26 protein-coding genes are annotated in these 26,967 nt (G+C 64.1%); 11 read left to right on the top strand and 15 right to left on the bottom strand.

Annotation, left to right across the window (positions count from 1 at the left end):
• Nucleotides 1-33 precede the first annotated feature (33 nt).
• Entirely contained in the window at nt 34-732 is a 699-nt protein-coding gene (locus GTP41_RS03150; RefSeq protein WP_161024111.1) for a CPCC family cysteine-rich protein, read from the top strand.
• On the opposite strand, the gene GTP41_RS03145 is transcribed toward GTP41_RS03150, so the two are convergent.
• From GTP41_RS03145 to GTP41_RS03085, 13 genes are all read right to left on the bottom strand, one after another.
• Nucleotides 733-1,641, bottom strand: a complete 909-nt coding sequence (locus tag GTP41_RS03145; RefSeq protein WP_161024110.1) for a hydroxymethylglutaryl-CoA lyase — start codon at nt 1,639-1,641, stop codon at nt 733-735.
• Nucleotide 1,642: 1 nt separating this feature from the next.
• Nucleotides 1,643-2,575: a 2-hydroxyacid dehydrogenase gene (locus GTP41_RS03140; protein WP_161024109.1), complete on the bottom strand. Its 933-nt coding sequence runs from the start codon at nt 2,573-2,575 to the stop codon at nt 1,643-1,645.
• A 9-nt stretch (nt 2,576-2,584) separates the two neighbouring features.
• Nucleotides 2,585-4,615, bottom strand: coding sequence for an acetyl/propionyl/methylcrotonyl-CoA carboxylase subunit alpha (locus tag GTP41_RS03135; protein WP_161024108.1), 2,031 nt, complete (start codon nt 4,613-4,615; stop codon nt 2,585-2,587).
• Between the two features lie 31 nt (nt 4,616-4,646).
• Nucleotides 4,647-5,687, bottom strand: a complete 1,041-nt coding sequence (gene bioB, locus GTP41_RS03130; RefSeq protein WP_161024107.1) for a biotin synthase BioB — start codon at nt 5,685-5,687, stop codon at nt 4,647-4,649.
• 13 nt (nt 5,688-5,700) lie between these two features.
• The gene (bioD, locus tag GTP41_RS03125; RefSeq protein WP_161024106.1) at nt 5,701-6,468 is read right to left on the bottom strand and encodes a dethiobiotin synthase; all 768 of its coding nucleotides are present in this window, start codon (nt 6,466-6,468) and stop codon (nt 5,701-5,703) included.
• A gap of 1 nt (nt 6,469) precedes the next feature.
• A complete protein-coding gene (gene bioF / locus GTP41_RS03120) occupies nt 6,470-7,654 on the bottom strand; it encodes an 8-amino-7-oxononanoate synthase (protein ID WP_161024105.1) in 1,185 nt (394 codons plus the stop codon).
• Entirely contained in the window at nt 7,654-8,979 is a 1,326-nt protein-coding gene (bioA, locus tag GTP41_RS03115; protein ID WP_161024104.1) for an adenosylmethionine--8-amino-7-oxononanoate transaminase, read from the bottom strand. Before bioA ends, bioF begins: the two co-directional genes overlap by 1 nt.
• Before the next feature lie 12 nt (nt 8,980-8,991).
• Complete coding sequence (locus GTP41_RS03110) at nt 8,992-9,777, bottom strand: enoyl-CoA hydratase/isomerase family protein (RefSeq protein WP_161024349.1); 786 nt, start codon at nt 9,775-9,777, stop codon at nt 8,992-8,994.
• 13 nt (nt 9,778-9,790) lie between these two features.
• Nucleotides 9,791-11,398 (bottom strand): carboxyl transferase domain-containing protein, encoded by a 1,608-nt coding sequence (locus tag GTP41_RS03105; RefSeq protein WP_161024103.1) that lies wholly within the window; start codon nt 11,396-11,398, stop codon nt 9,791-9,793.
• A 20-nt stretch (nt 11,399-11,418) separates the two neighbouring features.
• Nucleotides 11,419-11,847: a YchJ family protein gene (locus GTP41_RS03100; RefSeq protein WP_161024102.1), complete on the bottom strand. Its 429-nt coding sequence runs from the start codon at nt 11,845-11,847 to the stop codon at nt 11,419-11,421.
• Between the two features lie 40 nt (nt 11,848-11,887).
• A complete protein-coding gene (locus GTP41_RS03095; RefSeq protein ID WP_161024101.1) occupies nt 11,888-12,319 on the bottom strand; it encodes a TA system VapC family ribonuclease toxin in 432 nt (143 codons plus the stop codon).
• A gap of 291 nt (nt 12,320-12,610) precedes the next feature.
• Nucleotides 12,611-13,864: a D-amino acid dehydrogenase gene (locus GTP41_RS03090; RefSeq protein ID WP_161024100.1), complete on the bottom strand. Its 1,254-nt coding sequence runs from the start codon at nt 13,862-13,864 to the stop codon at nt 12,611-12,613.
• A gap of 108 nt (nt 13,865-13,972) precedes the next feature.
• Complete coding sequence (locus tag GTP41_RS03085) at nt 13,973-15,268, bottom strand: serine hydrolase domain-containing protein (RefSeq protein ID WP_161024099.1); 1,296 nt, start codon at nt 15,266-15,268, stop codon at nt 13,973-13,975.
• Between the two features lie 162 nt (nt 15,269-15,430).
• Between GTP41_RS03085 and GTP41_RS03080 the strand changes: the two genes are divergently transcribed.
• The 10 genes from GTP41_RS03080 to GTP41_RS03035 all read left to right on the top strand — a co-directional run bounded on the left by GTP41_RS03080 (nt 15,431) and on the right by GTP41_RS03035 (nt 25,359).
• A complete protein-coding gene (locus GTP41_RS03080) occupies nt 15,431-16,171 on the top strand; it encodes a GntR family transcriptional regulator (protein ID WP_161024098.1) in 741 nt (246 codons plus the stop codon).
• 76 nt (nt 16,172-16,247) lie between these two features.
• The gene (gene murQ / locus GTP41_RS03075) at nt 16,248-17,129 is read left to right on the top strand and encodes an N-acetylmuramic acid 6-phosphate etherase (RefSeq protein WP_161024097.1); all 882 of its coding nucleotides are present in this window, start codon (nt 16,248-16,250) and stop codon (nt 17,127-17,129) included.
• A 39-nt stretch (nt 17,130-17,168) separates the two neighbouring features.
• Nucleotides 17,169-18,434 (top strand): MFS transporter, encoded by a 1,266-nt coding sequence (locus tag GTP41_RS03070; RefSeq protein ID WP_161024096.1) that lies wholly within the window; start codon nt 17,169-17,171, stop codon nt 18,432-18,434.
• A 96-nt stretch (nt 18,435-18,530) separates the two neighbouring features.
• The gene (locus GTP41_RS03065) at nt 18,531-20,159 is read left to right on the top strand and encodes a glycoside hydrolase family 10-like protein (RefSeq protein WP_371867259.1); all 1,629 of its coding nucleotides are present in this window, start codon (nt 18,531-18,533) and stop codon (nt 20,157-20,159) included.
• A gap of 70 nt (nt 20,160-20,229) precedes the next feature.
• Entirely contained in the window at nt 20,230-21,147 is a 918-nt protein-coding gene (locus tag GTP41_RS03060; protein WP_161024095.1) for an N-acetylglucosamine kinase, read from the top strand.
• A gap of 15 nt (nt 21,148-21,162) precedes the next feature.
• On the top strand, nt 21,163-21,954 hold the full coding sequence (locus GTP41_RS03055; protein WP_161024094.1) for an N-acetylmuramoyl-L-alanine amidase: 792 nt from the start codon (nt 21,163-21,165) through the stop codon (nt 21,952-21,954).
• Nucleotides 21,955-22,041: 87 nt separating this feature from the next.
• A complete protein-coding gene (locus tag GTP41_RS03050; protein WP_161024093.1) occupies nt 22,042-22,944 on the top strand; it encodes a LysR family transcriptional regulator in 903 nt (300 codons plus the stop codon).
• On the top strand, nt 22,944-23,555 hold the full coding sequence (locus GTP41_RS03045; protein ID WP_161024092.1) for a M15 family metallopeptidase: 612 nt from the start codon (nt 22,944-22,946) through the stop codon (nt 23,553-23,555). The genes GTP41_RS03050 and GTP41_RS03045 overlap by 1 nt, the downstream gene beginning before the upstream one ends.
• A gap of 254 nt (nt 23,556-23,809) precedes the next feature.
• Nucleotides 23,810-24,139, top strand: coding sequence for a helix-turn-helix domain-containing protein (locus GTP41_RS03040; protein ID WP_161024091.1), 330 nt, complete (start codon nt 23,810-23,812; stop codon nt 24,137-24,139).
• Nucleotides 24,136-25,359 carry a type II toxin-antitoxin system HipA family toxin gene (locus GTP41_RS03035; protein WP_161024090.1) on the top strand — a complete coding sequence of 408 codons (1,224 nt, stop codon included), beginning with the start codon at nt 24,136-24,138 and terminating at the stop codon, nt 25,357-25,359. Before GTP41_RS03040 ends, GTP41_RS03035 begins: the two co-directional genes overlap by 4 nt.
• Before the next feature lie 49 nt (nt 25,360-25,408).
• On the opposite strand, the gene GTP41_RS03030 is transcribed toward GTP41_RS03035, so the two are convergent.
• Nucleotides 25,409-25,909, bottom strand: a complete 501-nt coding sequence (locus GTP41_RS03030) for a DUF2939 domain-containing protein (protein ID WP_161024089.1) — start codon at nt 25,907-25,909, stop codon at nt 25,409-25,411.
• Nucleotides 25,893-26,933 carry a hypothetical protein gene (locus tag GTP41_RS03025; protein WP_161024088.1) on the bottom strand — a complete coding sequence of 347 codons (1,041 nt, stop codon included), beginning with the start codon at nt 26,931-26,933 and terminating at the stop codon, nt 25,893-25,895. Before GTP41_RS03025 ends, GTP41_RS03030 begins: the two co-directional genes overlap by 17 nt.
• Between the last annotated feature and the right edge of the window lie 34 nt (nt 26,934-26,967).

Below are 26,967 nucleotides of genomic sequence, written 5' to 3'. Positions count from 1 at the left end.
AGGTCTTTTTTTTTCCGCTTTGAGATCTGCGCCATGTATATCTGCCCCTGCTGCGGATTCGCTACCTTCGCCAGCCTGCCCGGCTCGCTCGCTACCTGCGCCGAATGCGGCTGGCAGGACGACCTGGCGCAACTCTATTCACCTTTCCTCGCTAGCGGTGCGAACACGCATAGCCTGGCGGAGGCGCAAGTGCGGCACGTGCAGTTTGGCGCGCCAGCCAGCGGCTCGCATGTGCATGATCCGCATTGGTTCCCGCTTTGGCAGCAGAAGGCGGATTTGCCGTCCGCGCCAATGCCTGCTGCGGCGACCACCTTTGACCTCTATTATTGGCTGCGCTCTCCGCGCGCCTCCGTGCCGGAGCAGCCGATCGGCCTGCGCCGCGTGCGCAACCGTGTCATCGAGTACCTGGAGCTGGCCAGCTCGTTCCCGGCCCAGCGCCAGTTGCAGGACGCGGCGCCGGCCATGTCGGCGGCGGACGAGGTGCTGAATCAGTGGGAGGATTGGGTCACGCCGGATTGGAAGCAGCAGTTCGTGGAACCGGTCTTTTCGGCGGAGGAGCGTAACGGCATCGCGCAGTTCGCGGCGGTCTGGCGCGGTATCGCGGACGGTGCGCCGCATCCGCTACCGCCGCTGGAGGTCTTGTTCGCGACGCCGAACTGGCAAGCGCTGCAGCGTGCAGCGGCCGCGCTGCTGGCAGTGTTCCTGCTACGCGGCCGCTCGGACGAACATTAATCAGCCGGCGCGCTTGGCGGCAATCGCATTGCCGGCGCGGCTGGCGGCCTTGCGGCCGAGGAAGTTGGAGATGAACTGGCCGGCGTCAACCACCTTGTCGAGGTCCACGCCGGTCTCAATCCCCAGGCCGTTCATCATGTAGATCACGTCTTCCGTGGCCACATTCCCGGTCGCGCCCTTGGCGTACGGGCAGCCGCCCAGGCCGGATACGGAGGAGTGGAAGATTTCGATTCCCACTTCCAGTGCGGCGTAGATGTTCGCCAGCGCCTGGCCGTAGGTGTCGTGGAAGTGGCCCGCCAAGCCGTTGGCGCGGAACTCCTTGATGGCGCGCTCCATCACCGCCTGCGTTTTGCGCGGGGTGGAGACGCCGATGGTGTCGGCAATATCGATCTCGTCGCAACCCAGGTCGCGCATGCGGCCCACCACATACGCCACGGAATCGAGCGGCACCTCGCCCTGGTACGGGCAACCGAAGGCGGTGCTGACCGAGGCGCGCAGGCGCAGTCCGGCGTCTTTGGCGGCCTTGGCGACCGGTACAAAGCGCTCGATCGATTCGGCGATCGAGCAGTTGATGTTCTTTTGCGAGAAGGCTTCCGAAGCGGCGCCGAAAATCACCACCTCGTTGGCGCCGGCCGCCAGCGCGGCTTCGAAGCCCTGCATATTCGGCGTCAGCGCGGAGTAGATCACGCCCGGCTTGCGGCTGATGCCGGCCATGACTTCCTTCGAAGTCGCCATCTGCGGCACCCATTTCGGCGACACGAAGGACGCCGCTTCGATATTCGGGAAGCCCGCGTCGGTCAGGCGGTTCACCAGCTCGATCTTTACCTCGGCCGGCACTTCGCCCTTTTCGTTCTGCAGGCCGTCGCGCGGGCCCACTTCAACAATCTTGACCTTCTTTGGCAAACTCATTTCAGTATCCCTTGTCTCGGTTGATGGTGTCGGCGACCGGTTCGCCGCGCATGTGCTGGCGCATCTTGGCCGCGATCTGCTCCACGCTCTCGCGGCGCAGCGTCAGCGCGGAGATGTGCGGCGTGATCGTCACGCGCGGTTCTTGCCAGAACGGGTGCTGCGCCGGCAGCGGTTCGTTGCGGAATACGTCCAGCGTGGCGCCGGCGATATGGCCAGACTTAATCAGCGGCAGCAGGTCCGGATCGGACAGGTGCGCGCCGCGCCCGACGTTGACGATGTACGCGCCCTGGGGCAGCTTTTGCAGGTTGGTGCGGTTCAGGATATTCGTGGTTTCCGGCGTCAGCGGCAGCATGCAGACGACCACGCGTGAGGAGCCGAGGAAACCGTCCAGCCCGTCGGCGCCGTGGAAGCACTCCACGCCCGCCAGCGTCCTGGGCGTGCGGCTCCAGGCGCGCAGCGGGAAGCCGAACGGGCGCAGGGCTTCAATCACATGCGAGCCGAGCGCGCCCACCCCCATCACGCCGACCGAAAAATCGCTCTTGTCGCGCGCTTCCAGCTGCAGCCAGGCGCCGGCACGGGCCTGCGCCTCGTATTCGTCCATGCGGCGGAAGTAGCGCAGCACGGCGTAGGTGGCATATTCCGCCATCTGCATGCCCATGCCGGCGTCGTTCAGGCGCACGATCGGGATATGCGGCGGAATCGCCTGCGCGTACTTCATGATCGCGTCGGCGCCGGCGCCGGTGAGGAAGATCGCTTTCACATGCGCCAAGTCGGCCAGCATGTCCTGCGGCGGCGTCCACAGCACGGCGTAGTCGCAGGGCGCCAGTTCAATGCCGGGGCGCCACACCACCACCTCCGCTTCCGGCAGGAAGTCGGCGAAGTCCTTGATCCAGGGCGCGGTATTGCCGTCCGCGCGATACAGGAGGATGCGCATGCGCCCTCCTCAGGCGGCGGTCTTGAAGGCCAGCAGCGGCGCGCCATCCGCCACCTGGTCGCCCACGGCGTACAGGATCTCTTCCACCACGCCGTCGTGCGGAGCGGAGATGGTGTGCTCCATCTTCATCGCTTCCATGATGACCAGGGCATCGCCCTTCTTCACTTGCGCACCCTTTTCGGCCAGCACGGCGACGACTTTGCCCGGCATGGGCGCGGTCAGGCGCCCGCCTTCGGCTTCCGACTCGCCGGCATGCGCCATCGGGTCGTTATAGTCCAGCACAAAGTGGCCGCCGCCGGTGAAGACGTGGAATGCATCGCCATCGCGGCGCACGGTGCCATGCACCGAGGTTTCGCCCAGCTTGATGCTGAGGTCCACGCCGTCTTGCCTGAACAGCGACAGGTCGACTTCCAGGCCCTTGATCTCGAAGTGCCAGCCGTGCGGCAGATAGGTCAGCATCGGCGCGTACTGCTTGCCGTGTTCATCGCTGAAGGCCAGCTTGCGCGCATAGTGGAAATTCATGCGCCAGCCCAGTGCCTGGCCCCATGGGTCGCCTTTGTTGGCGCCGGATTGGGCGGCCGATTGGTCCTTCTCTTCTTCGATCAGGGATACCGCAGCCAGCGCAATGGCGGCCACCGGCACCGAACGCGCCGGCGGGAACAGCGCTTCGTGGTTGCGCTCGATCAGGCCGGTATCCAGGTCGGCGGTGGCGAAGGCGTCGCCTTCCACCAGGCGTTTCAGGAAGGCGATGTTGGTCGCCAGGCCCACGATCTGGTACTGCGCCAGCGCTTGCGCCATGCGGGCCAGCGCCTGCTTGCGGTCTGCGCCCCACACGATCAGCTTGGCGATCATCGGGTCGTAGAACGGCGAAATGGCGTCGCCTTGGCGCACGCCGGAATCGATACGAATGGCGGACGGGTGGCCCGGCACGCCGCCCAGCTCAAAGTTCACTGCTGCCGGCGTCTCCAGGTGGCGCAAGGTGCCGATCGACGGCAGGAAGCCTTTTTCCGGATTCTCGGCGTAGATGCGGGCCTCGATCGCGTGGCCGTTGATGGTCAGCTCGCTCTGCTGCTTCGGCAGCGCTTCGCCGGCGGCGACGCGGATCTGCCATTCCACCAGGTCGGTGCCGGTGATCATTTCGGTCACCGGGTGCTCCACCTGCAGGCGGGTGTTCATCTCCATGAAGTAGAAGCTGCCGTCCTGGTTGGCGATGAACTCCACGGTGCCGGCGCCGACGTAGCCGACCGCTTTTGCGGCTGCCACGGCGGCCTCGCCCATCGCCTTGCGGCGCTCGTCGCTCATGCCTGGGGCCGGCGCTTCTTCCAGCACTTTCTGGTGGCGGCGCTGCACCGAGCAATCGCGCTCGAATAGGTAGATGCAGTTGCCGTGGGTGTCGGCGAATACCTGGATCTCGATATGGCGCGGGCGCAGCAGGTATTTCTCCGCCAGCACCTTGTCGTCGCCGAAGGAGCTGATCGCCTCGCGTTTGCAGGATGCCAGCGCATCCTTGAACGCTTCCGACGATTCGATCACGCGCATACCCTTGCCGCCGCCGCCTGCGGAAGCTTTCAGCAGCACGGGGTAGCCGATGCGGTCGGCTTGTTCTTGCAGGAAGCCTGCATCCTGGTTGTCGCCGTGGTAGCCCGGCACCAGCGGCACATTGGCTTTTTCCATCAGCTGCTTGGCAGCCGATTTCGAACCCATGGCGCGCATGGCGGAAGCCGGCGGGCCGATGAAGGCCAGCCCTACTTCGGCACAGGCGTCCGCGAACTCCGCGTTCTCGGACAGGAAACCATAGCCCGGGTGGATCGCTTCCGCCCCGGTTGCCAGCGCCACGGCGATCAGCTTGTCGCCGCACAGGTAGGATTCCTTGGCGGCGGCCGGGCCGATGTTCACCGCCTCGTCGCAGACGGCAACGTGCTTGGCGTTGGCGTCCGCTTCCGAATACACGGCCACGGTCTTGATGCCCAAACGACGTGCGGTAGCTGCTACGCGGCAGGCGATCTCACCACGGTTGGCAATCAGGATTTTCTTGAACATTGTCTCTCTCTATTCTTATTCGGATGTGTTCTTAGCAGCCGCAGGCTTCTTTTTGCACCGATTCCAACACCGCGCCGCGCGTAGGCAGGCCCAGTTTCGCCAGCAGCGCGCGGTCGTCGTTCGCTTCCGGGTTGTCGGTGGTCAGCAGCTTGTCGCCGTAGAAGATCGAGTTGGCGCCCGCCATGAAGCACATCGCTTGCACTGCTTCGCCCAGCTCGCGGCGACCTGCCGACAGGCGCACGCGCGCTTTCGGCATGGTGATGCGGGCGACGGCGATGGTGCGCACGAATTCCAGCGGGTCCAGCTTGTCCAGGCCGTGCAGCGGCGTGCCTTCCACCTGCACCAGGTGGTTGACCGGCACCGATTCCGGGTACGGGTTCAAGTTGGCCAGCTGGGCGATCAGGCCGGCGCGCTGTTCGCGCGATTCGCCCATGCCCACGATGCCGCCGCAGCAGACCTTCAGGCCGGCGCTGCGCACGTGGCCCAGGGTGTCCAGGCGGTCCTGGTACTGGCGGGTGGAGATCACGTTGTCGTAGAAGTCCGGCGCGGTGTCCAGGTTGTGGTTGTAGTAGTCCAGGCCGGCGTCCTTCAGGCGCTGCGCCTGTTCGGCTTCCAGCATGCCCAGGGTGGCGCAGGTTTCCAGGCCCAGGGCCTTCACTTCGCGCACCATGGTTTCGACTTTGTCCATGTCGCGCTCTTTCGGGCTGCGCCAGGCGGCGCCCATGCAGAAGCGCGTGGCGCCGTTGTCCTTCGCCTGCTTGGCGGCGTCCAGCACGGTGTCCAGGTCCAGGATCTTCTTGGCTTCCACGCCGGTGTCGTAGCGCGCGGCTTGCGGGCAGTAGCCGCAATCCTCTTCGCAACCGCCGGTCTTGATGGAGAGCAGGGTCGCCAGCTCCACGTCGCCGTCCGGCCAGTTGGCGCGATGGGCTTCCTGGGCGCGGAACATCAAATCGTTGAATGGCAGCTCATACAGCGCCATCACGTCTTCTAGCGGCCAGGTGGCGGCTTCCGGCAGTTTGATGGCCGCGCTTGGGCGGTGCAGTTGGACGGCTTTAGGTTCTTGCAGGGACATTGCTCTTCCTCTCTTACGTGTTACGGCGACCCGGCCAGTTCGGCAGGGACGTGAAGTCCAGGTGTTCGGCCGCAGCGGCGGCGCTCGGCTTGGCCAGGCGCGGTATGCGGCCGAGCAGCGGCGCGGGAATGCGCGCTGCCAGCGCCTCGATGTTCTCGTCGGCGAAGTTCATTTCAAATTCCAGCGTATTGGCAACCCAGCCCGCCAGTTTCAAGCCGCGCGCCAGGATCGCTTCCACGGTCAGCAGCGCGTGGTTGATGCAGCCCAGGCGCAGGCCCACCACCAGCACCACCGGCAGGCCAAGCTGCTGCGCCAGGTCGGCGGTGTCGTAGCTGTCGGTCAGCGGCACGCGGAAGCCGCCCACGCCTTCCACCACGGTGGCGTCGGTCAGGGCGGCGATTTCCAGGTAGGCGGCCAGGATCGGCACCGGGTCGATCTCCACGCCTTCCAGCGCGGCGGCGATATGCGGCGCGGCCGGCTCTTTCAGCATGAAGGGCGTTGTCAGCGACTGCGGCAGGTGCACGTTACTGGCGTCGACCAGCTGGTCGGCGTCGTCGTTATGCAATTCGACGTCGCGCATCACCGCGCCGGCGGCGACGGGTTTCATGCCGCAGGCGCGTACGCCGTTGCGTACCAGCGCGTACAGCATGGCGGACGAGGTGAGCGTCTTGCCGATCTCGGTGTCGGTGCCCGCCACAAAGCAGGAGAAGCGCAGCGGCACGCCATCGGCGGCTGCGGCGGCCTGTGGTTCAGGAGCGATGACAGGGTCTTCGAGCGCCATATCAGGTCCTCTCAAGTGTTTGAATCGTGTCGGCCAGGCGGCGCACATCGTCGGCCGTGTGGGCGGCCGACAGGGTGATGCGCAGGCGCGCGCTGCCAGCCGGCACGGTCGGCGGGCGGATGCCGCCTACCCAGATGCCCTGCTCGTACAGCGCGGCGGCAAGCCGCATGGTTTCATCGTTCTCGCCAATAATGATTGGCTGGATCGCCGTCTGCGACGGCAGCAGTTGCCAGCGCTTCAGGCGCAGGCTGTCGTGCAATTGTGCCACCAGTGCCTGCAGGTGGGCGCGGCGCTCGCGGCCTTCGTCTCCGGAGATGACATCCAGGCTGGCCTGCAGCGCGTGCGCCAGCGCCGGCGGCGCGGCGGTGGTGAAGATGTAGGGGCGGGCGCGCTGGATCAGCGTTTCCACCACGGTGCGGTGCGCCGCCACGAAGGCGCCGCCCACGCCGGCCGCCTTGCCGAGCGTGCCGACATAGACCAGGTTGGGCGAGTGCATGCCGAAGTGCTCCAGCGCGCCGCGGCCGTTCTCGCCCAGCGTGCCGAAGCCGTGCGCGTCGTCGACCACCAGCCAGGCATCGTGCTGCTCGCATAGGGCCAGCAGGGCCGGCAGCGGCGCCAGGTCGCCGTCCATGCTGAACACGGAGTCGGTGACCACGATCTTGGTGCTGGCGCTGCTCGCGGCCAGCATCTCGTCCAGCGCGGCCACGTCGGCGTGCGGGTAGACGGAAACCTTGGTGCGCGCCAGGCGGCCGCCGTCGATCAGCGAGGCGTGGTTCAGCGCTTCGCTGAAAATCTCGGTGTCCTTGTCGCCCACGGCCAGGCCGGTCAGCACGGCCAGGTTGGCCATATAGCCGGTGCAGAAGTACAGCGCCTGCGCCTGCACCAGGTGCGGCGACAGGAATTCGGCCAGCCGTTGTTCCAGCAGTGTGTGGGCGCGGCTATGGCCGCTGATCAGGTGCGAGGCGCCGCTGCCGGTGCCGTACAGCTCAACGCCCTGTTGCATCGCTTGGGCCAGGCGCGGGTGCGCGGCCAGGCCCAGGTAGTCGTTGCTGCAGAAGGCCAGCAGTTCGCGGCCGTCGACCATGACGCGCGGCGCGCAGGCGGTTTCCACCGAGCGCCGTTTGCGGATCAGGTTCTGGTCGTGCAGGCCTTGCAGCTGCTGTTCGAGTTTTGCCAGCAGTTCCATCAGTCCACCGTCTTTTCAAATACCGACAGCGTGCGCGCGGCCAGGCCTTCGATTTCCTCGTCGGAGAGGATGTAAGGTGGCATCAGGTACACGGTGTTGCCGATCGGGCGCAGCAGCAGTTCCTGCCGGGTGCCCTCGGTGAAGAAGCGGCGCGAGAAGCCCGGTGCGGCATTGACCGCGTCGAAGGCCCAGATCATGCCGCGATTGCGGAAATTACTCACGCGCTCGTGCTGCGCCAGCGGCGCCAGGGCGTCGGTCAGCTTGCGCGAGCGCGCCTTGTTCGCTTCCAGCACCTGGTCCTCGGCAAAGATATCCAGCGTGGCCAGCGCGGCGCGGCAGGCCAGCGGGTTGCCGGTGTACGAGTGCGAGTGCAGGAAGCCGCGTGTCACGTCGGCGTCGTAGAAGGCCTGGTAGATCTCGTCGCGCGAGAGCACGATGGAGAGCGGCAGGTAGCCGCCGCTGATACCCTTCGACAGGCACAGGAAGTCGGGCCAGATGCCGGCTTGCTCGCAAGCGAAGAAGGTGCCGGTGCGGCCGCAGCCGACGGCGATTTCGTCCAGGATCAGGTGCACGCCGTGCTGGTCGCACAGCTCGCGCACCAGTTTCAGGTAGAGCGGATCGTGCATCGCCATGCCGGTGGCGCATTGCACCAGCGGTTCGATGATGATGGCGGCGATCTTGCCGGCGCGTTCGGTGAACATGCGCTCAACGTCGGCGGCGGCGCGGCGCGCCACATCGGCGGCACTCTCGCCTGCGAGCGCCTGGCGCGCATCCGGCGACATCACCGTTTGCGTGGCACGCAGCAGCGGGCCGTAGGCATCCTTGAACAGCGCCACGTCGGTCACGGCCAGCGCGCCGATGGTCTCGCCGTGGTAGCTGCCCTTCAGGCAGACGAATTCCTGCTTCTCGCCCTGGCCCCGGTTGCGCCAGGAGTGGAAGCTCATTTTCAAGGCGATTTCGACCGCCGACGCGCCGTCCGACGCGTAGAAAGCATGTCCCAGCTGGTGCTGGGTCAACGCCGCCAGGCGTTCGCTCAACTGGATCACCGGCTCGTGGGTGAAGCCGGCCAGCATGGCATGCTCCAGCAGGTCCAGCTGCTCGCGCAGCGCCGCGTTGATGCGCGGATTCGCATGGCCGAACAGGTTCACCCACCAGGAGCTGATCGCATCCAGGTAGCGCTTGCCTTGGTGGTCGTACAGCCACACGCCGCGGCCATGACTGACCGGAATCAGCGGTACGGTTTCGTGGTGCTGCATCTGGGTGCACGGGTGCCAGACCGACTTCAGGCTACGTGCTACCCAATCGCTTTGTTGGTTCACTTCCAAATACTGCTCCGTTCAATTCAGCCAGCCCGGCTTGCGTTTCTCCAGGAAGGAAGTCACGCCTTCGCGGCCCTGCTCGGAAGCGCGGATATGGGCGATGCGTTCCGCCGTATCCTTCAGCAGCGCATCGTTTACCGGCTTGCCGGCGATATCGCGCACCAGCACTTTCGCTTCCTTCACTGCGTTCGGGCTGTTGGTGACGAGGGCTTTCAGCACCTCGGCGAGTTTGGCATCCAGCGCGTCGGCAGCCACCAGTTCGTGGACCAGGCCAATACGGTGGCCTTCGGCCGCGCTGAAACGTTCGGCAGTGAGGAAGTAGCGGCGCGAAGCCTGCTCCCCCATCGCCTTGATGACATAGGGCGAAATGGTCGCGGGGATCAGGCCCAGTTTCACTTCGCTCAGGCAGAAATTCGCCTCCGGCACCGCGATCACGATGTCGCAGGCGGACACCAGGCCCATGCCGCCCGCATAGCAGTCGCCGTGTACGCGCGCGACCACCGGTTTCGGGCAGGCATAGATGGTGCGCAGCATTTGCGCCAGCTGCATGGCGTCGGCCTCATTCTCCTCGTGGGTGTAATGGGCCATCTTCTTCATCCAGTTCAGGTCACCGCCGGCGCAGAAGGCCGGGCCGTTGCCGGCCAAAACGATGGCGCGTACCAGCTCATTGCGGCCCAGTTCCGAAAAGGCGCGCGTCAGGTCGTTGATCGAATGCTCGTTGAAAGCATTGCGCACGTCCGGACGGTTCAGGGTGACGGTGGCGATTTTGTCTTGGATTTCGACGGTCAAGGTCTCGTAGGTCATCGTCATCCCCTCCTTACATGCGGAACACGCCGAACTTGGTGTCCGGGATTTCCTGGTTCAGCGCTGCGGAGAGGCCCAGGCCCAGCACCATGCGGGTGTCGGCCGGATCGATCACGCCGTCGTCCCACAGGCGCGCGGAAGCGTAGTAAGGGTGGCCCTGCACTTCGTACTGGTCCTTGATCGGCTGCTTGAAGGCCGCTTCCTCCTCGGCGCTCCAGCTGCCGCCTTTGGCTTCGATGCCGTCGCGCTTCACGGTTGCCAGCACGCCGGCTGCCTGCTCGCCGCCCATCACGGAGATACGCGCGTTCGGCCACATCCACATCATGCGTGGCGAGTAGGCGCGGCCGCACATGCCATAGTTGCCGGCGCCGAACGAGCCGCCGATGATGACGGTGAACTTCGGCACGGCGGCGGTGGCGACAGCGGTCACCATCTTGGCGCCGTTGCGGGCGATGCCTTCGTTTTCGTACTTGCGGCCGACCATGAAGCCGGTGATGTTCTGCAGGAACACCAGCGGAATTTTGCGCTGGCAGCACAGTTCAATGAAGTGTGCGCCCTTCAGCGCCGACTCGGAGAACAGGATGCCGTTGTTGGCGATGATGCCGACCTTCATACCGAAGATGTGGGCGAAGCCGCACACCAGCGTGGTGCCGTAGCGCGCCTTGAATTCATCGAACTCGGAGCCGTCGACGATGCGCGCGATCACTTCGCGGATATCGAAAGGCTTGCGGGTATCGACCGGGATCACGCCGTACAGTTCTTCCGGCGCGTATTTCGGCTCCACCGCCTCGCGCAAGACGCCCTGCTGTGGTTTCTGGCGGTTCAGGTTGGAGACGATGGTGCGCGCCATCGACAGCGCATGCATATCGTCCTGCGCCAGATGGTCGGCCACGCCCGACAGGCGGGTGTGCACATCGCCGCCGCCCAGGTCTTCCGCCGAAACCACTTCGCCGGTCGCCGCCTTCACCAGCGGCGGGCCGCCGAGGAAGATGGTGCCCTGTTCTTTCACGATGATCGACTCGTCCGACATGGCCGGCACGTAAGCGCCGCCGGCGGTGCAGGAACCCATCACCACCGCGATCTGCGGGATGCCCTTGGCCGACATATTGGCCTGGTTGAAGAAGATGCGGCCGAAATGGTCGCGATCCGGGAACACGTCGTCCTGGTTCGGCAGGTTGGCGCCGCCCGAGTCCACCAGGTAGATGCACGGCAGGTTGTTCTGCTCCGCGATCTCCTGCGCGCGCAGGTGCTTCTTCACCGTCATCGGGTAATAGGTGCCGCCCTTCACGGTGGCGTCGTTACACACGATCACGCACTCCTGGCCGGAGACGCGGCCAATGCCGGTGATCACGCCAGCCGCCGGGGCGGCGTTGTCGTACATTTCGTACGCCGCCAGCTGCGAGAATTCGAGGAAGGGCGTGCCGGGATCGAGCAGCATCTGGACGCGGTCGCGCGGCAGCAATTTGCCGCGCGCCACATGCTTGGCGCTGGCCGCTTCGCCGCCGCCTTGCGCCGCTTTCGCGACTTTGGCGCGCAGGTCGTCGACCAGGGCTTGCATGGCAGCGGAATTGGCTTTGAAGTCCTCGCTGCGCGGATTAAGTTTGCTTTCGATGCTCGGCATTGTCGTCCTCTAGTCTTCTCTTATTCTGGAAATTCGCCGTCGACGTAAAACCAGCGCAAGCCGCCATCGCCTGGTTCGCGCAGGAAGCGGCTCAACTCATGCAGGCGCTGGCCGCGGCCATCCACGCGCAGGCGGGCCACGAACTCGACAAAATCCTCGTTCGGCTGGGCCTCTGCTTTACGTTGACGTAAACGTAAAGCAGATTTTACCTCAAGTCCCAGCCATTGGAGCTTTTCGTCCGGGCGTACTATTTTTTCTGTGGGGCGCGTGGATTCGTGCCAGGTTGACAATAAATACGGCTCGTTCCTGAGCGAATATGCCGTATAGCGCGAGCGCATCAGCTGCTCCGCCGTCTCCGGTACCTTGGCGCCGACAATAAACGGCCCGCAGCACGTCTCGTAAGAAGGACCGCCGCAAGGGCAGCCGACAGGGGTCTTCAATTTGGACATCCCGCCATTATCCGCCATATCGGCGGGGGACGTGATGTGCCTAAGACAATAGCCGTAAATAGCGCCTGCCATTTTTTACGGCACTTGTGACCAAATGACGATCAAACGTTGTCAGCGTGCCATTACGTGATTTGGCCAGTGCTAGCAGGTATGTATCTGTAATGTAGCGGGAGTGCAGGAGGCAGCGATGATCCAGATCCGCCAGGTTGAGTAGACTTATGTCATCCGCCCAAAAGGCGTGGCCCGGTGCGATTTGAAGCTGTTTCACTAACGGTGCTACGACGATTGGTGAACCGGGAGAGTTGGGATACCGTGGGTCGCCTACTATTCGTAAAACTCCATTTTCGGTCAGCGGGCATGTCGCCCATGATTGCCTGCCTTCTGTTTCGAACCATCTGTGCGCAGCGTCGTGATGAACATGGTCGTCATCAACCAGCGCTATTAGCACATTGACGTCGAGCAGGAAGGTCATTCTGGAATCTCGTCTCTCAACTTATTGACGAGTTCCATGGTGACCGGTTTCCCAGCGCCGCGTTTAGGTAGCTGGGGAATGCCATTCTTCGTAACGAATGGATGCTCGTGATCAAGTGATTTGCGAGCCAGGCTTGAGATAACCTCGCCAACGCTGCGCTTCTCGAAGTGCGCAAGAGATCTTGCGGCCTCAAGGATATCGTCATCAATTTTTAATGTAGTCCGCACGGTGCCCTCCCATTGACTTACCAAACCATCCTACATCAATGGGAAAACCGCAGCAGGACTTAGCTCAATGCTTGTACGCCAGGCAATCGAGGGCGAAGGGCGACTCTTTGCCGCGCATCAGGGTCGCCAGCAGGCTGGCGCTGCCGCAGGCGAAGGTGAAGCCGAGCGGACCGTGGCCGACGTTGAGCCACAGGTTGGGATATGGCGTGGCGCCGATGATGGGGGCGCTGTTCGGGGTGGCGGGACGCAGGCCGGCCCAGGCTTCGGCCTGGTTGTAGTCGGCGGCTTTCGGCATCGACTCGCGCGCCAGGCGCGTCAGGCTGGCAATGCGGCGGCGGTCGATGCGGGTGTCTTCGCCCACCATGTCCACCATGGCGGCAATGCGCAGTTCCTTGCCGATGCGCGCATACAAAGTCTTGCGCTCGAAATCCGTAATGCTGATATTCGGCGCCACATGCTCCGGGCGGATCGGCGCGGTCAGGCTGTAGCCCTTGAGCGGATACATGGGCAGGTCGAGGTTGGCGGTGGCGGCCAGGTCGCGGCTCTGGATGCCGGCGGCCAGCACGTAATGGTCGGCGGAAATCCAGCCGGCATCGGTTTCAATGGCCGCGACCTTGCCATGCTCGACAAAGATGGTGCGCGCCGCCGTGTGCATGCAGCGCTCAAAGCGCGGATGGGCGTAAATGCGCTTCTCCAATGCCAGGCAGAAGGCATAGCAATCGGCCACCGCTTCGCCGGCGTTGAAGATGCCGCCCGCCAGTTGCGGCGCCAGTTCGGCCAGCGCCGGTTCCACGCGCGCCGTATCGGCACCGTACAGGATGGCGCGGTTCTCATCGGTCTCAGGCTTGTCCAGCGCGGCCTTGAAGGCTTCCTCGCTGCGGTACACCACCAGCTTGCCCGCATTGCGCCAGTTGAACTCGGACAGTGGCAGGGTTAGTTCCAGCTGGGCCAGCGATTCGCGGCTCAACTCGCCCAACTGCAGCAGCTTGGCGGTGGTGCGCGCATTGGCGGCGGCATTGCAGTTGGACAGGAATTGCGTCATCCAGCGCCATTGGCGGATATCGGCCTCGGGGCGGAAACGCAGCGGACCGTCCCGCTCGAACAGCCATTGCATGGCCTTTTTCGGCACGCCGACATCGGCCAGCGGCGACACATAGCGGTAGCTCAGCTGGCCACCATTGCGGTAGCTGGCGGCACTGGCAACGGTCGGTGCGCGTTCGAGCAGGGTCACACGGTAGCCCGCTTCCAGCAGCCACCATGCGGACGCCAGGCCGACCACGCCGCCGCCAATCACCACCACTTGCTGTGCTTCCTGCATGCCACCTCCGAGTTTCACTGGTGATAGAGCTTAAGGGGCAGGGTTGCTCCCGAGCCAATGAAACGTATTCTTGCAGTCATAACCCTGGTTCATGCGCTTGCAGCAGTGCTAGTCCGCGCGGCCCAGGATGGCGCGCTGGTAGAGGGCGTCGAGAATTTTTTCCTCGGCCCGCGTGTGGGCGGAATACTGGCCCGGGTCGGCATCGGGATCGCTGGCAAAGCCGCCGATCAGCGACACAATGCCTTGTCTTTTCTCCATGTCCAGAGCAAAGGTGGACACCAGGCCATAGGCTTCGCCCAGATGGCCCACCGCGCGGAAGCGCCCATCCGCCGGCATGCCGCCCATATTGCCCCGCACATCGGCAAAGCGCTGCGTGCCCAGGCCCCAGCTGTGGTACAGGCCTTTCAAGGTGTCGCCGTTGTGGCCATTAAAGCGCCATTGTTCGCTGAACATGGCCGCCAATGACTGTGGCTGGACGATTTGCCTGCCTTCGTGGCGGCCATTATTCAGCAGCATCAGCATGATCCTGCCCAGGTCGGCGGCCGACAGGCGGATGCCGCCGGTCGGGCTGAACAGCGTGCCATTGCTGCCCACCACGTACTGCTCCAGGCCGGGCGGCGCCAGCGGGGCCGCCACGCCAAAATCGTCCACCTGCGCAATCCATGGCCCCTTGCTGTCCCACACTTCGGTATCGCGCGTGCGGCGGCGGTACAGGGTGGCGGTGTCGACGATTTCCTGCTGGCTGAACTCGGCCGGGTTATAGCCGCCCTTCAAGCCCATCGGCGTCAGCAGCAGGCGCTTCATCAGGCGGTCGAAGCGCTCACCGCTGACACTTTCCATGATAGTGCCGATCACGCCCCAGTTCAGGTTGGAGTAGGTGAACCACGCGCCCGGCTCGCCCTCGCGCCCCCACATTTTGCCCTCCGCCGCCAGCACATCGCGCAAGCGCGTGCCGCTGCCCCAGGAATAGCCGGCGTCGTCGCGCAAGGTCGAGGTGTGGCTCAGCAGGTGGCGCAGGGTGATGGCGCGCGCCGGATAATGCGGGTTGCGCAGCGTGAAGTCGAGGTAGCCGCTGACGTCCGCATCGAGCGACAGCTTGCCTTCCTCCACCAGCTTCATCAGCCCCAGTGTCGTCACCATCTTCGAGATCGAGGCGATGCGGAACATGGTGTGCGGCGTCACCGGCGCCGTCACGCCGGCGCCCGCCGTATCAAGCCGGCGCTGGCCGAATTGTTGCTGATATGCCACCGCGCCATCGCGCACCACCAGCACCGACAAGCCCGCCAGCGGCCGCTGCGGGTCGTTCACGATGGCCGATAGCTCCGCGTCCAGCTGGCTGGCGGCGGCGTGGCCCGCGCCACTGATCAATACTGCGCCGACGAGGGCGCGCACTCCCATTTGCATGCGTTCTCCTTTTGTCAAAAGCATACGGCGGAGCGCTTCCCGGCTGCCAATGAAAACTGATTATCCACCCATAACCAAGCGGCATTTGCCCCCGGCTGCCAAATGAAAAGAGCAGCAGGTTTTTCCTTTCGCTATTACACTAGCAACTATAGGAGAAATGCAATGAGCCTCGCCGGCGCTGAATTTAAACCAGATCTACAAGACAATTCGCCGCTGTACATGCAGATTGCGCGCAAGTTGAGCGATGATGTACGCAACGGACGGTACCAGGTAGACCAGGCACTGCCCTCCGAACGGACGCTGTCGGAATTATTGAATGTCTCGCGCGTCACCGCGCGTAAAGCAATCGACCAGTTGGTGGACCAGGGCCTGGTGGTGCGCCGCCGCGGTTCCGGCAACTACATCGCGCCGCGTATCGAACAACCGCTGTCCAACCTGACCAGCTTCTCGGAACAACTGGCCCAGCGCGGCTACAAGCCCGGTTCGCGCTGGCTTAAGCGCGGCCTGGTGGCGGCCACCGCCGACGAACAGTTGAGCCTGGGCCTGTCGCCCAATACCCGCGTCGCGCGCCTGGAACGCCTGCGCCTGGCGGATGATGTGGTCATGGCGTACGAAGTATCAATCCTGCCGCAAACCATCGTCCCCAATCCGGAACTGATCGGCGATTCGCTCTACCAATACCTGGATTCGGTGGGCAAGGGACCGGCGCGCGCGTTGCAGCATATCCGCGCCATGAACGCCTCCGCCGAGCTGGCGCGCCAACTGGAAGTGCCGGAAGGCCAGGCCGTATTGTTTATTACCCGTATCGCCTACTTGGAGTCGGGCCAGGCGATCGAGCTCACGCATTCCTACTGCCGCAGCGACCACTACGATTTCGTGGCCGAAATGCGGCGTGCCGCGTAAGCCGCATAACCTGGGGGCATAGCCCCCGCAAGCCCTGTCATGGGCTGGCCCGGCATTTTGGCATTAAACTGGTTTTATGCTGAATACCGAAACGCCCAGTTTGCAACACCGTGAGCTGGACCAATACCCCACAGAGCAGCTGGTGGCGGCCTTTGCCGACGACCAGCTGACGGCGGTGCAGGCTGTGCGCGCCGCCGTCCCCGCCATTGCCAGGGCGGTTGATGCCGCCGTGCCGCGCATCGAGGCCGGCGGGCGCCTGCTGTATGTGGGCGCCGGCACTTCCGGCCGCCTGGGCGTGCTGGACAGCGTCGAACTCTACCCCACCTTCTCCTGGCCGCACGAACGCGCCGTCGCCGTGCTGGCCGGCGGCGCGGAGGCCATGTTCCAGGCCGTGGAAGGCGCCGAAGACAACCGGGCCCAGGGCGCGCGCGACTTGCTGGCGCTGGAGCCCAGCCGCAATGACGTGGTGCTGGCGCTGGCCGCATCGGGCACCACGCCGTATGTGCTGGGCGCCATCCAGGCCGCGCGCGAAGTGGGCGCACTCACCATCGGCATCGCCAACAACCCGGGCACGCCGGTTGCGGCGGAAGCGGAATACGGCATCACGCTCGATACCGGCAATGAGATCATCTCCGGCAGCACGCGCCTGAAAGCCGGCACCTCGCAAAAGATCGTGCTGAACACGATTTCCAGCGCGATCATGGTGCGCCTGCACAAGGTTTATGGAAACTTGATGGTAGACTTGAAGCCGACCAATGCGAAGCTGTTCGCGCGCACGGTGCGGCTGACCATGCACGCTACCGGCGCCGACGAAGCGACAGCTCGCACAGCGCTGGAACAGTGTGGCTTCCACGTCAAAGTGGCGGTGGTCGCCCTGTTGAAGAAAACCACGGTGCAGCAAGCGGGAGACTTGCTGGACCAGGCCCGGGGCAGCGTGCGCGGAGCATTGAACAGCTGATCCGTCCTGCGCGCGTCCCGGACCATTAGAAAGGACGTAATGGATCGCGCGCAGCAACGCAGCCCTTGGGGCTGGGTACCTTCCCTCTATTTCAACCAGGGCATTCCCTACTTTGCGGTCATGGCCCTGTCCACCGCGATGTACAAGGACCTGGGCATTTCCAACACGGAGATGGCCTTCTACACCGGCTGGCTGTATCTGCCGTGGGTGATCAAACCCCTGTGGTCGCCCCTGATCGAAATGTTCGGCACCAAGCGCGCCTGGGTCACCATCCTGCAGATGCTGCTGGGCGTGTCGCTGGCCGCCGTGGCCTTTACCCTGCCGCTATCGAACTTCTTCCAGCTTAGCCTGGGCGTGATGTGGCTGATGGCATTCAGCTCCGCCACGCACGATATCGCGGCCGACGGCTTCTATATGCTCGGCCTGCGGCAAAAGCAGCAGGCCGAGTTTGTCGGCGTGCGCAGCACCTTCTACCGCGCTGCCAACGTGGCCTGTAACGGCGGGCTGCTGTTCCTGGCGGGCGAAATCATCAAGTACTACGGCAACCCGCATATGGCGTGGGCCATCACTTTCGGCGCGGCGGGCGCGGTGTTCCTGGCGCTGGCGATCTATCACCAGTTTGCGCTGCCGCGCCCTGCGGAGGATGTGCCGGCCGCGCATTCATCGTCGCCGATGAAGGAGTTCTTTGCGACTTTCGGCGCCTTCTTCCGCAAGGACGGCATCGTCGTCATCCTGCTGTTCCTGCTGCTGTTCCGCCTGGGCGAGTCGCAGCTGCTGAAAATGGTGGTGCCCTTCCTGAAAGACCCGCTGGAAAAAGGCGGTCTTGGCATGAGCACGGCGGACGTGGGCATCGCCTACGGCACCATCGGCATCATCGGCCTGATCCTGGGCGGCCTGGCCGGCGGCTGGCTGATTGCGCGCTTTGGCCTGAAGCGCTGCCTGTGGCCGTTCGCGATTGCGATCCACGTGCCGGACCTGGTGTTTGTTTACCTGTCGCAGGCGCAGCCACAGAACTTCCTCTGGATTTCGACCTGCCTGGCGGTGGAGCAGTTCGGCTACGGCCTGGGCTTTACCTCGTTCATGATGTACATGATCATGGTGAGCCAGGGCGAGCATAAGACGGCGCATTACTCGATTTGCACCGGCTTCATGGCGCTGGGCATGATGATCCCGCAGATGGCCAGCGGCGCGATCCAGGAGTTCCTGGGCTACCAGAACTTCTTTATCTACGTCTGCACGGCGACCATTCCCGCCTTCATCATGACGGCGCTGATCAAGATTGATCCGGAGTTCGGCCGGGAATAGCAGGAATGGGTAGAATACGGCTCCTGCTGATGTGAGGGTCTGGTTTTGGTTTTTAATGCGAAGAGGCGGCTATCCATAGCCGCAGCCGCGGCCGGCGTGGCCGCATTCCTGGGGGCGTGTTCGAGTACCCCAACGGCACCGGCCCAGGGCACTGCCGCCGGCGCAGGTGCGGGCAGCGTGCCCGGCACCGGCGCCGGCGCGGGCCCAGGCCAGGCGGGCGCCGGCCAGTCCGCCCCGGCCCCCAGCCAGAACCTGCTGGGCGAAATGCCGCCAGCCGCCCCGCGCGAATTCCGCGCCGCGTGGGTTTCGACCGTGGCCAATATCGACTGGCCCAGCAAGAGCAGCCTGCCGCCATCGCGCCAGCAGGCCGAAGTCATTGCCATCCTGGACCGCGCCAAGGCGTTGCACCTGAATGCCATCGTGCTGCAGGTGCGCCCGAGCGCCGATGCCATTTATCCATCCAAACTGGAGCCGTGGTCGGAATTCCTGACCGGCCAGCAGGGCAAGGCGCCGGAACCGGCCTGGGACCCGCTGGCCTTCTGGATCAACCAGGCCCACGCGCGCGGCATGGAACTGCACGCCTGGTTCAACCCCTATCGTGCGCGCCACTCCGCCGCCCGCACACCGAACGCGCCGGGCCACGTGGCCAATGCCAAGCCGCAGGTGGTGCGCCAGTACGGCAAGATGCAGTGGATGGACCCGGGCGAGGAAGCCGCCGCCCAGCACACCCTGGACGTGATCCTGGACGTGGTGCGCCGCTACGATATCGACGGCGTCCACATCGACGACTACTTCTATCCCTACCCGATCGAAGCCCCCGGCGCCAACGGCGGCGAGGCGGCGCTGGACGCGCCATCGAACGGCAACAAGCCGGAGCTGGAATTCCCCGACCACGCGGCCTGGCAACGCTACCAGCAAGGCGGCGGCACGCTGGACCGCGCCTCGTGGCGGCGCCAGAACGTGAACCAGCTGATCGAAGCGATCTACGGCGGCATCCGCAAGGAAAAGTCCTGGGTCCGTTTCGGCATCAGCCCCTTCGGCATCGGCCGCCCGGACCGCCGCCCGCCCGGCATCCAGGGCTTCAGCCAGTACGACAAGCTGTATGCCGACGCCGAACTGTGGCTGCAGAACGGCTGGCTCGATTACCTGGCGCCGCAGTTGTACTGGCCGATCGCACAGCAGCCGCAGGCCTTCCCCGTGCTGCTTGACTACTGGCTGGGCCAGAACAAGCGCGGGCGCCACATCTGGCCGGGCCTGTACACCAGCCGCATCGACGACTCCGTCAAGTCCTTCACGGCGGAAGAAATCGTGCAGCAGGTCGGTGTCACCCGCAGCCGCCCGAACGTGAATGGTCACATCCACTTCAGCATGGCCGCCCTGATGCAAAACCGCAAAGGCGTGAGCGACCAGCTGAAGGCCGCCAGCTACCAGGGCCCGGCCCTGGTGCCTGCCTCGCCCTGGCTGGGCAGCGAAGCGCCGCCGGCGCCCACTGTTTCGGTCAAGCGCCACGCCAGCGGCCTGGCGGTCGCCCTGGGCAATGCGCAGCGCGCCACCCATGTCGCGATCTGGGCCCGCTACGGCGAAGAATGGCGCTTCAACGTGGTGCCGTCGCACCGCGGCGAAGTGGTGCTGACCGACGATAACGGCGTGCCGGCGCGCGGCGTGGTGGTGTCGGCGGTAGACCGCCTTGGCAATGAAAGTCCGAGAGTTGCCGCAGCGTTATAACTTTTTGGAATGAGTGCCGAACAGCCTTTCATGCAAAGATGACAGGGTTTCACCGTACACTCATTTGATCATGGGCAAACCACAATCTGACCGCATCCTGGGGCTGGGCATCGACGCCGGCGGCACGGAGACGCGCTGGGCGCTGTCCGATCCGGCCGGCGAGATCGTGGCCGAAGGCACCGTGGCCGGCCTGTCCGCCCTGCTCATGGCCAAGCCCGCCGGGCGCGAACAAGTGCATGCCACCTTCACCCACCTGGCGCGCGAAGTGCTGGAAGCAGGCCAGCCGCAGCGCGTATGCGCCGGCCTGACCGGCTTTGGCGGCGACGGCAACGTGCTGCTTGGCTGGCTGTCCGACCTGCTCGATGTGCGGCTGGACGCCATCACCCTCTGCAACGATATCGAAGTAGCCTACCTGGACGCGTTTGAACCGGGCCAGGGCTACCTGGTCTACGCCGGCACCGGCTCGATTGCCGCCTTCATCGACGAGCAGGGCGAATTCCACCGCGCCGGCGGCCGTGGCGTCATGTTGGACGACGCCGGCGGCGGCTTCTGGATCGCACGCGAAGCCATGCGCCGCATCTGGCGCCGCGAAGACGAGGAACCGGGCGCCTGGCAGGATTCGCCCATGGCGCACGCCGTGTTCGACCACGTGGGCGGCAGCGACTGGTCCTTCTCGCGCGCCTTCATGTACACCCAGGAACGCGGCGAAATCGGCAAGCTGGCGCTGGCGGTCGCCATGAGCGCCGGCGCCGACCCGTCGGCGCGCCACATCCTGCTGCAGGCCGGGCGCGAACTGGCCCGCCTGGCGCTGGCCCTGGTGACCCGCTTCGGCGAACGCCCGATCGTGCTATCCGGGCGCGCCGCCGAATTGCATCCCCTGATTTACGAAGCCATGCGCGCCGAACTGCCGCCAGGCCTTAAACTGGACAAACGCTGCGCCCGTCCGCACCACGCAGCGGCGCGCATGGCCGCCCGGCCGCGCAACTAAAACAACGAAGAGACAATGAAAAAACTGCTGCTTGCCTCCCTGATCGCCGTACTCACCGGCTGCGCCTCGCAAATGCCGCGCATTGACAATTCGCTCACCGCCAAGGGCCAGAGCAGCCGGGTGCGGTTCGTGGTGCTGCACTACACGGTGTCCGACCTGCCATTGTCGATCAAGCTCCTGACCGAGAAGGAAGTCAGCGCTCACTACCTTGTAACCGACGAAGACGAGCCGCGCGTCTACGCCCTGGTCGATGAAAACCGCGCCGCCTGGCACGCCGGCATCAGCAGCTGGAAGAACTACACGGCCCTGAATTACAGCTCGATCGGCATCGAAATCGTCAATCCCGGCTTCAAGGACATGCCCGACGGCCGCCACTGGTACGGCTTCAGCGAACGCCAGGTCGACCAGATCGTGGCCCTGCTCAAACAGATCAAGGAACGCCACCAGATCGCGCCGGAGAACTTCCTCGGCCACAACGAGATCGCGCCGCAGCGCAAGCAGGACCCCGGTCCGCTGTTCCCGTGGAAGCGCCTGGCCGCCGAGGGTTTGATCGCCTGGCCCGATGCCAACGCCGTGGCGGCCGCGCTGCCGCAATACGAAGCCCAGTTGCCCGACATCGCCTGGTTCCAGCAAAAGCTGGCCCAGCACGGCTACGCCACGCCGCAAACCGCCGTGCTGGACGAGCAAACCCGCAATGTGCTGGTGGCCTTCCAGGCCAAATACCGCAACAGCAAATGGGACGGCGTGCCCGACGCCGAATCCGCTGCCATCCTCGACGTGCTGACCGCGCCCAAAGTCAAACCTTAAGCTTCGTTGCACGCCCGCCGGCTTTCCCCTATCCTGCCAGGATGCTGCGGGGGAGGGCCTGCGGCGCCAGGAAGAGGAACCAGGACAATGCGGCTGCGCCATATCGAAGTTTTCCACGCCATCATGCAGGTCGGCACCATCAGCGGCGCCGCCCAGGTGCTGCATATTTCACAACCTGCGGTGACCAAGGTGCTGCAGCACTGCGAGCTGCAACTCGGTATGCCGCTGTTCGAACGCGTGCGCGGCAAGCTCTATCCCAAGCCGGAAGCGCACCGCCTGTTCGCCGAAACCGAGAAGCTGCACCGCGACCTGCAAGGCATCCGCCGCCTGGCTGCCAGCCTGAAAGGGCGCGCCGTGGAAACCGTGCGCCTGGTCTCCACACCCACCATCGCCATCAGCGTGCTGCCGCAAGCCATGAGCGCATGGCGCGCAGAATTCCCCGACACCCGCTGCGAGCTGGGCACCCACCACACCTCGGAAATCGTCAACACCCTGCGCCTGGGCGAAGCCGACATGGCGCTGTCGCTGCAGGACCCGCGCCACCCCGGCATCATCGCTGAGCCGATCGCGCAGGGCGTGATGACGGTGATCGCGCCGGCCGGCACCTGGCGCGCCGAAGAACTGGGCCAGCCGCTGACAGCGGAAGGCCTGACCGGTGAGCTGATCGGCCACGCCGACAACGACCCGTTGGGTGAAATGGTGGTGGCGGCCTGCGAAGCGCAGGGCATCCAGCCCTTCTTCCGCACCACGGTGCAGACTTACCAGATTGCCCGTTCGCTGGTGGAAGCCGGCGGCGGCATCGCCGTGGTCGATCCGCTCACGGCGGCATCGTGCGACCCGGTCAAGATCCAGAGGCGCCCGTGGGCCCCTGCCATCCCGGTCCAGCTGTTCCTGCTGACCAACGGCCACGCGCCGCTGTCGCACTGCGCCCGCCAACTGGCCGGCTCCATCGCCAGCGTAGCGCGCACCTGCCTCGCACAAGGAACGTAATGGGCAAGACCATCCGCAGCGAAGACATCCCCGCCAGTCCCGACTTCCGCCATCTCAGCACCATTGCGGGCATCGCGGTGGACCTGCGCTACGCCGGCCCGGACAACTTCGTCGGCCGCGACCTGTATTCCCCGCTCGATTGCGCCTGGCTGCACCGCGACGCCGCCAGCGCCATTGAACGCGTGGTGGCCTACTTGGCGCAGCGCGCGCCCGACCATAAAGTGCTGCTGCTGGACGCCCTGCGCCCGCACCGCGTGCAGGAGCAGCTGTGGGATGCACTGGCCGGCACCGATTTGCAGATGTACCTGGCGCCGCCCGAGCGCGGCTCGATCCATTCCTTCGGCATGGCGGTCGACATCACCCTGCTCGACGCCGCCGGCCGCGAACTGGACATGGGCACCGGCTTCGACGACATGACCGTGCTGTCCCACCCGGCGCTGGAAACGCAGCATCTCGCCAGCGGCGAACTCACCGCCACCCAAGTCGCCAACCGCCAACTGCTACGCGACGCCATGTTCCAGGCCGGCTTCCACGGCATCAACAGCGAATGGTGGCATTTCGACTATGGCGACCGCGTGCAGGTGCGCCGCGAATACACCCGCGTCCTCTGACGAAAACGCGGCCGCGCCCGAGCCGGGGTCTGTCCGGCGACAGATTTTGCTCTTAGTGCCGACGGAATCCCCTTACTTTCCGCGTGAGCGGCGGCCGGTGGGCGCTCGTCAGCTACCGCACAATGCTCGATATTTGAGGCATTGTTGGAAAATTTCGCCAATAATGCCATTATTTCGAGTCATTAACGCTATCACTTGAAAATCTCTCCGGTAATGCCCATACTTAAAGGCATAAATTAAAAAACCTGCCTCCAATGCCTTCTTTCCTGGACTTTACGTTTGCTTCTGACGCAGAAATTGCCCAAGCATTAGGCAAACGCTTGGCAGCCGTGCGCTTGCGACGTGGCTGGTCTCAGGCAGAGCTGGCATCTCGTGCGGGGCTTAGCCGCAATGCCGTTCAGACTTTTGAAACAGCCGGAACCTCTACCCTAAGCAGCCTGATAGCGCTGGTACGCGCACTAGGCTTGGAGGGTGAGCTTTCCGAATTGTTCGTCCTCCCTGAACCCACGTCCATCGCAGCGATGGAAGCAGAAGCGGTTGGTCAGCGCAAACGTGCACCGCGCACACGGAAGGGCCTCCCATGAAAAAGGTTGAGGTCAGGTATCAAGGTTGGGGTGAGAACTGGCTTCTCGGCACGCTTGCTGACAACGGCCGGCGCATCTTGTTCGAATACTCGCCCGAAGCGCTGGCCCAACAGCTGGAACTTTCTCCGTACCGCCTCAAGTTGCGGCCGGAGGCCTATGACGATTTTCCAGCCCACCTTGACCATCTTCCGGGACTAATTGCCGACTCGCTGCCAGACGGCTGGGGCATGGTTCTCATGAACCGCGTGTTCCGCAAGCATAACTGGGACACTCAAGCCGTTTCACCGCTGGCACGTCTCGGCTTCATTGGCCATCGAAGCATGGGCGCCCTGACGTTCGAACCCGAAATTCCATCGGAGATGGTGCCGACCTGGCTCGACCTCCACCAATTGGCCAACGATTCCCAAATTGTGCTCCACGATGAGGACCCCAGTTCCTTGGAACAACTGGCCATGCTGGGAGGTTCGCCACATGGCGCCCGACCCAAGGCACTCGTGCACCGAGACAGACTAAGCGGTCGCATCAGCAGCCATCCGTCCGAGTTGACCGACCCCTTGCTGGTTAAGTTCCAAGCGAAGGGCGAACCAAAAGAAGTCTGCGCAATTGAAGCGGTGTATGCCCAACTGGCAGAGCGATGTGGCCTGGAGATGCCTGTCTCGTACTACTTTGATTTGGGTCCGGATCTCGCAGGCTTTGGTGTACAGCGCTTTGATGTGGAATCTGGAATGCGTGTGCCCGTCCATACCCTGGCGGGACTGCTGCACGCAGACTTCCGTCAACCTCAGATTGACTACAGGACGTTTTTGCGCGCGACGAAATTTTTGACTAAGGATGTCCGCGAAGTCTGGAAGGCATTTGAGCGCACGGTCTTCAACGTGCTCTTTAACAATCGTGACGACCACACTAAGAACTTCTCGTACAGGCTGAATAAGGCACGGCAGTGGGAACTCGCTCCTTGCTACGACCTTACGTTCAACATCGGGCCCGGTGGCGAGCACTACATGGACGTGGAAGGCGAGGCGCGCAATATTCGTAGGCGCGACCTCCTTGCATTGGCCAAAAACGCCGACCTGAATGAAGTTGATGCCGGTCGCATTATCGACCGTATGGCAATCGAAGTGGATGCACTGCCACAGCTGCTTGATAACGCGCCCATCAGCAAAGCCTCAGTGAATCAACTGAGCCGCCAAATCCAAGCAAACCGCGACCGCCTCAAATAACCAACTTTGCGCCCGGTAACCTTGTGCGGCGCGCAGGGCGCTACTGCGCTTAAAAGCGTAGTTCGTTCAGCTTCCAGTCGGCGAAGCCGCTGCGTGTGAACACAATCGCAATTTTCTCGTTGCGGATGATGTAGCGGTTGACGCCTTCGCGCTGGGTCACCCAGGCGCGCCCCGCGTCGGCGTCGCCGCCTGGTGAGTCGCCTTCGCTGTCGCTACCGTCATCGCGCTTGTGCTTCTTGGCGAAATCGCCGTGCTCGAGCACATACATCACCGTTGCGGGTTGCACGAGCGCGTCGACGACCACGCCACCGAGTAAGCGGCCGATGCCGCCCAGCGCTGCATCCGCATCGGGTTTGCCCGCGACCTGGTCCTTCATATTTTCCCGTAGTGCCGGATAGTCCACGTGGCTGTTGAAGGCCGCCGCGTCATGTACTCGCACCGCCTCCTTCATCTGGTGCACCACGAGAAGCGGGGACCAATACCAATACGCCGCTACTGCGGCGACCACTGCCAGCGTCGCCGCTGGAAGACCTTTACTTTGTTTTGCCATCTGCGATAATCCTCAAATTGCCGCGATCAACCAGCGCTGCACGCACCTGGTATTTGCGCAGTACACCCTCGCTATCGAACAACAGCGCCAGTTCCGCCACGGAGTCTACCTTTTCCTTGCCCGCCAGCGGCGCCCGTTCCAGCACCGACCACAACTCGCGTCCTTGCGACAGGCTGCGCGCTTTGCCGCGTGCCAGCAGCGCCGGCAAGTCCGACTTGCGGGTCTGCCCCAGCGTCAGCCCCGCAACGTCATGCTCGAATACGGCGGCCGCATCGGACGGTGGTTGGCCGTCGCTGTCGACGTAATGAATCCGCACCAGCGCGTCATCCGGCCACTGCTCTTCCGCGATGGGAGGGAGGAAGTAGCGGTTGCGCTGCCGGCTGCCTTTGGTGACGGCATGCTCCGGCATCGCAGGGCTGAACAGGTGGCGTTCACGGCCCGGTGCCTGCACGGTCACCGCAAAGATCTCGCGCTCGGCGAGGAAGAAGAAAGGCAGCTTCGGGCCGCACTGCCCGATCATCTTGCTCAGGAAACCCAGGCCGCCGTGCTGCAGACCCGAGGCGTACGTGACCTGGCACTGCACCCGCAGGTCGCCAAGGCGGCGCGTATCAGCCGGCAGGCCGGGTGTGACCACCTGCGGCTTCCAATATACCGACCCGGTGCGGCGGTTGGCTACCAGCGCAGCATCTTCGCGCTGTGCCGTCTCGTTGACCGGCAACGCAAAGGAAGCGTCGTCGTCATGTGCGAGAGGCAGTTTAAAGGTGTTGCTTTGCAGTGCCAGGTGCAGCGTTTGCGGCTTCACATCGCGTTCCATGCCGTGCATGCGGAAGCGCAGCACCGCGTTCGGCGCCAGTGCGCGCAGGCTTTCGAACTTCTCCAGTCCGCGCAGCATGCGGCGGTAGGACTGCTCCGAACTGAATTCGCCTGGCACTTCAACGCGCTGCATTGGCTCCTCCTCCTGCGCTATAGCGGCCAGGTGGAGGGTGCCGGCAACAGCCAGCAGAAACAATTTGGATACATTCATCGGCAGCGCCTTAGTACATAATTGACAATCATTC

The organism is Pseudoduganella guangdongensis (assembly GCF_009857475.1).
GTDB lineage: Bacteria > Pseudomonadota > Gammaproteobacteria > Burkholderiales > Burkholderiaceae_D > Rugamonas > Rugamonas guangdongensis.
This window is presented reverse-complemented; position numbering and strand designations above follow the sequence as displayed.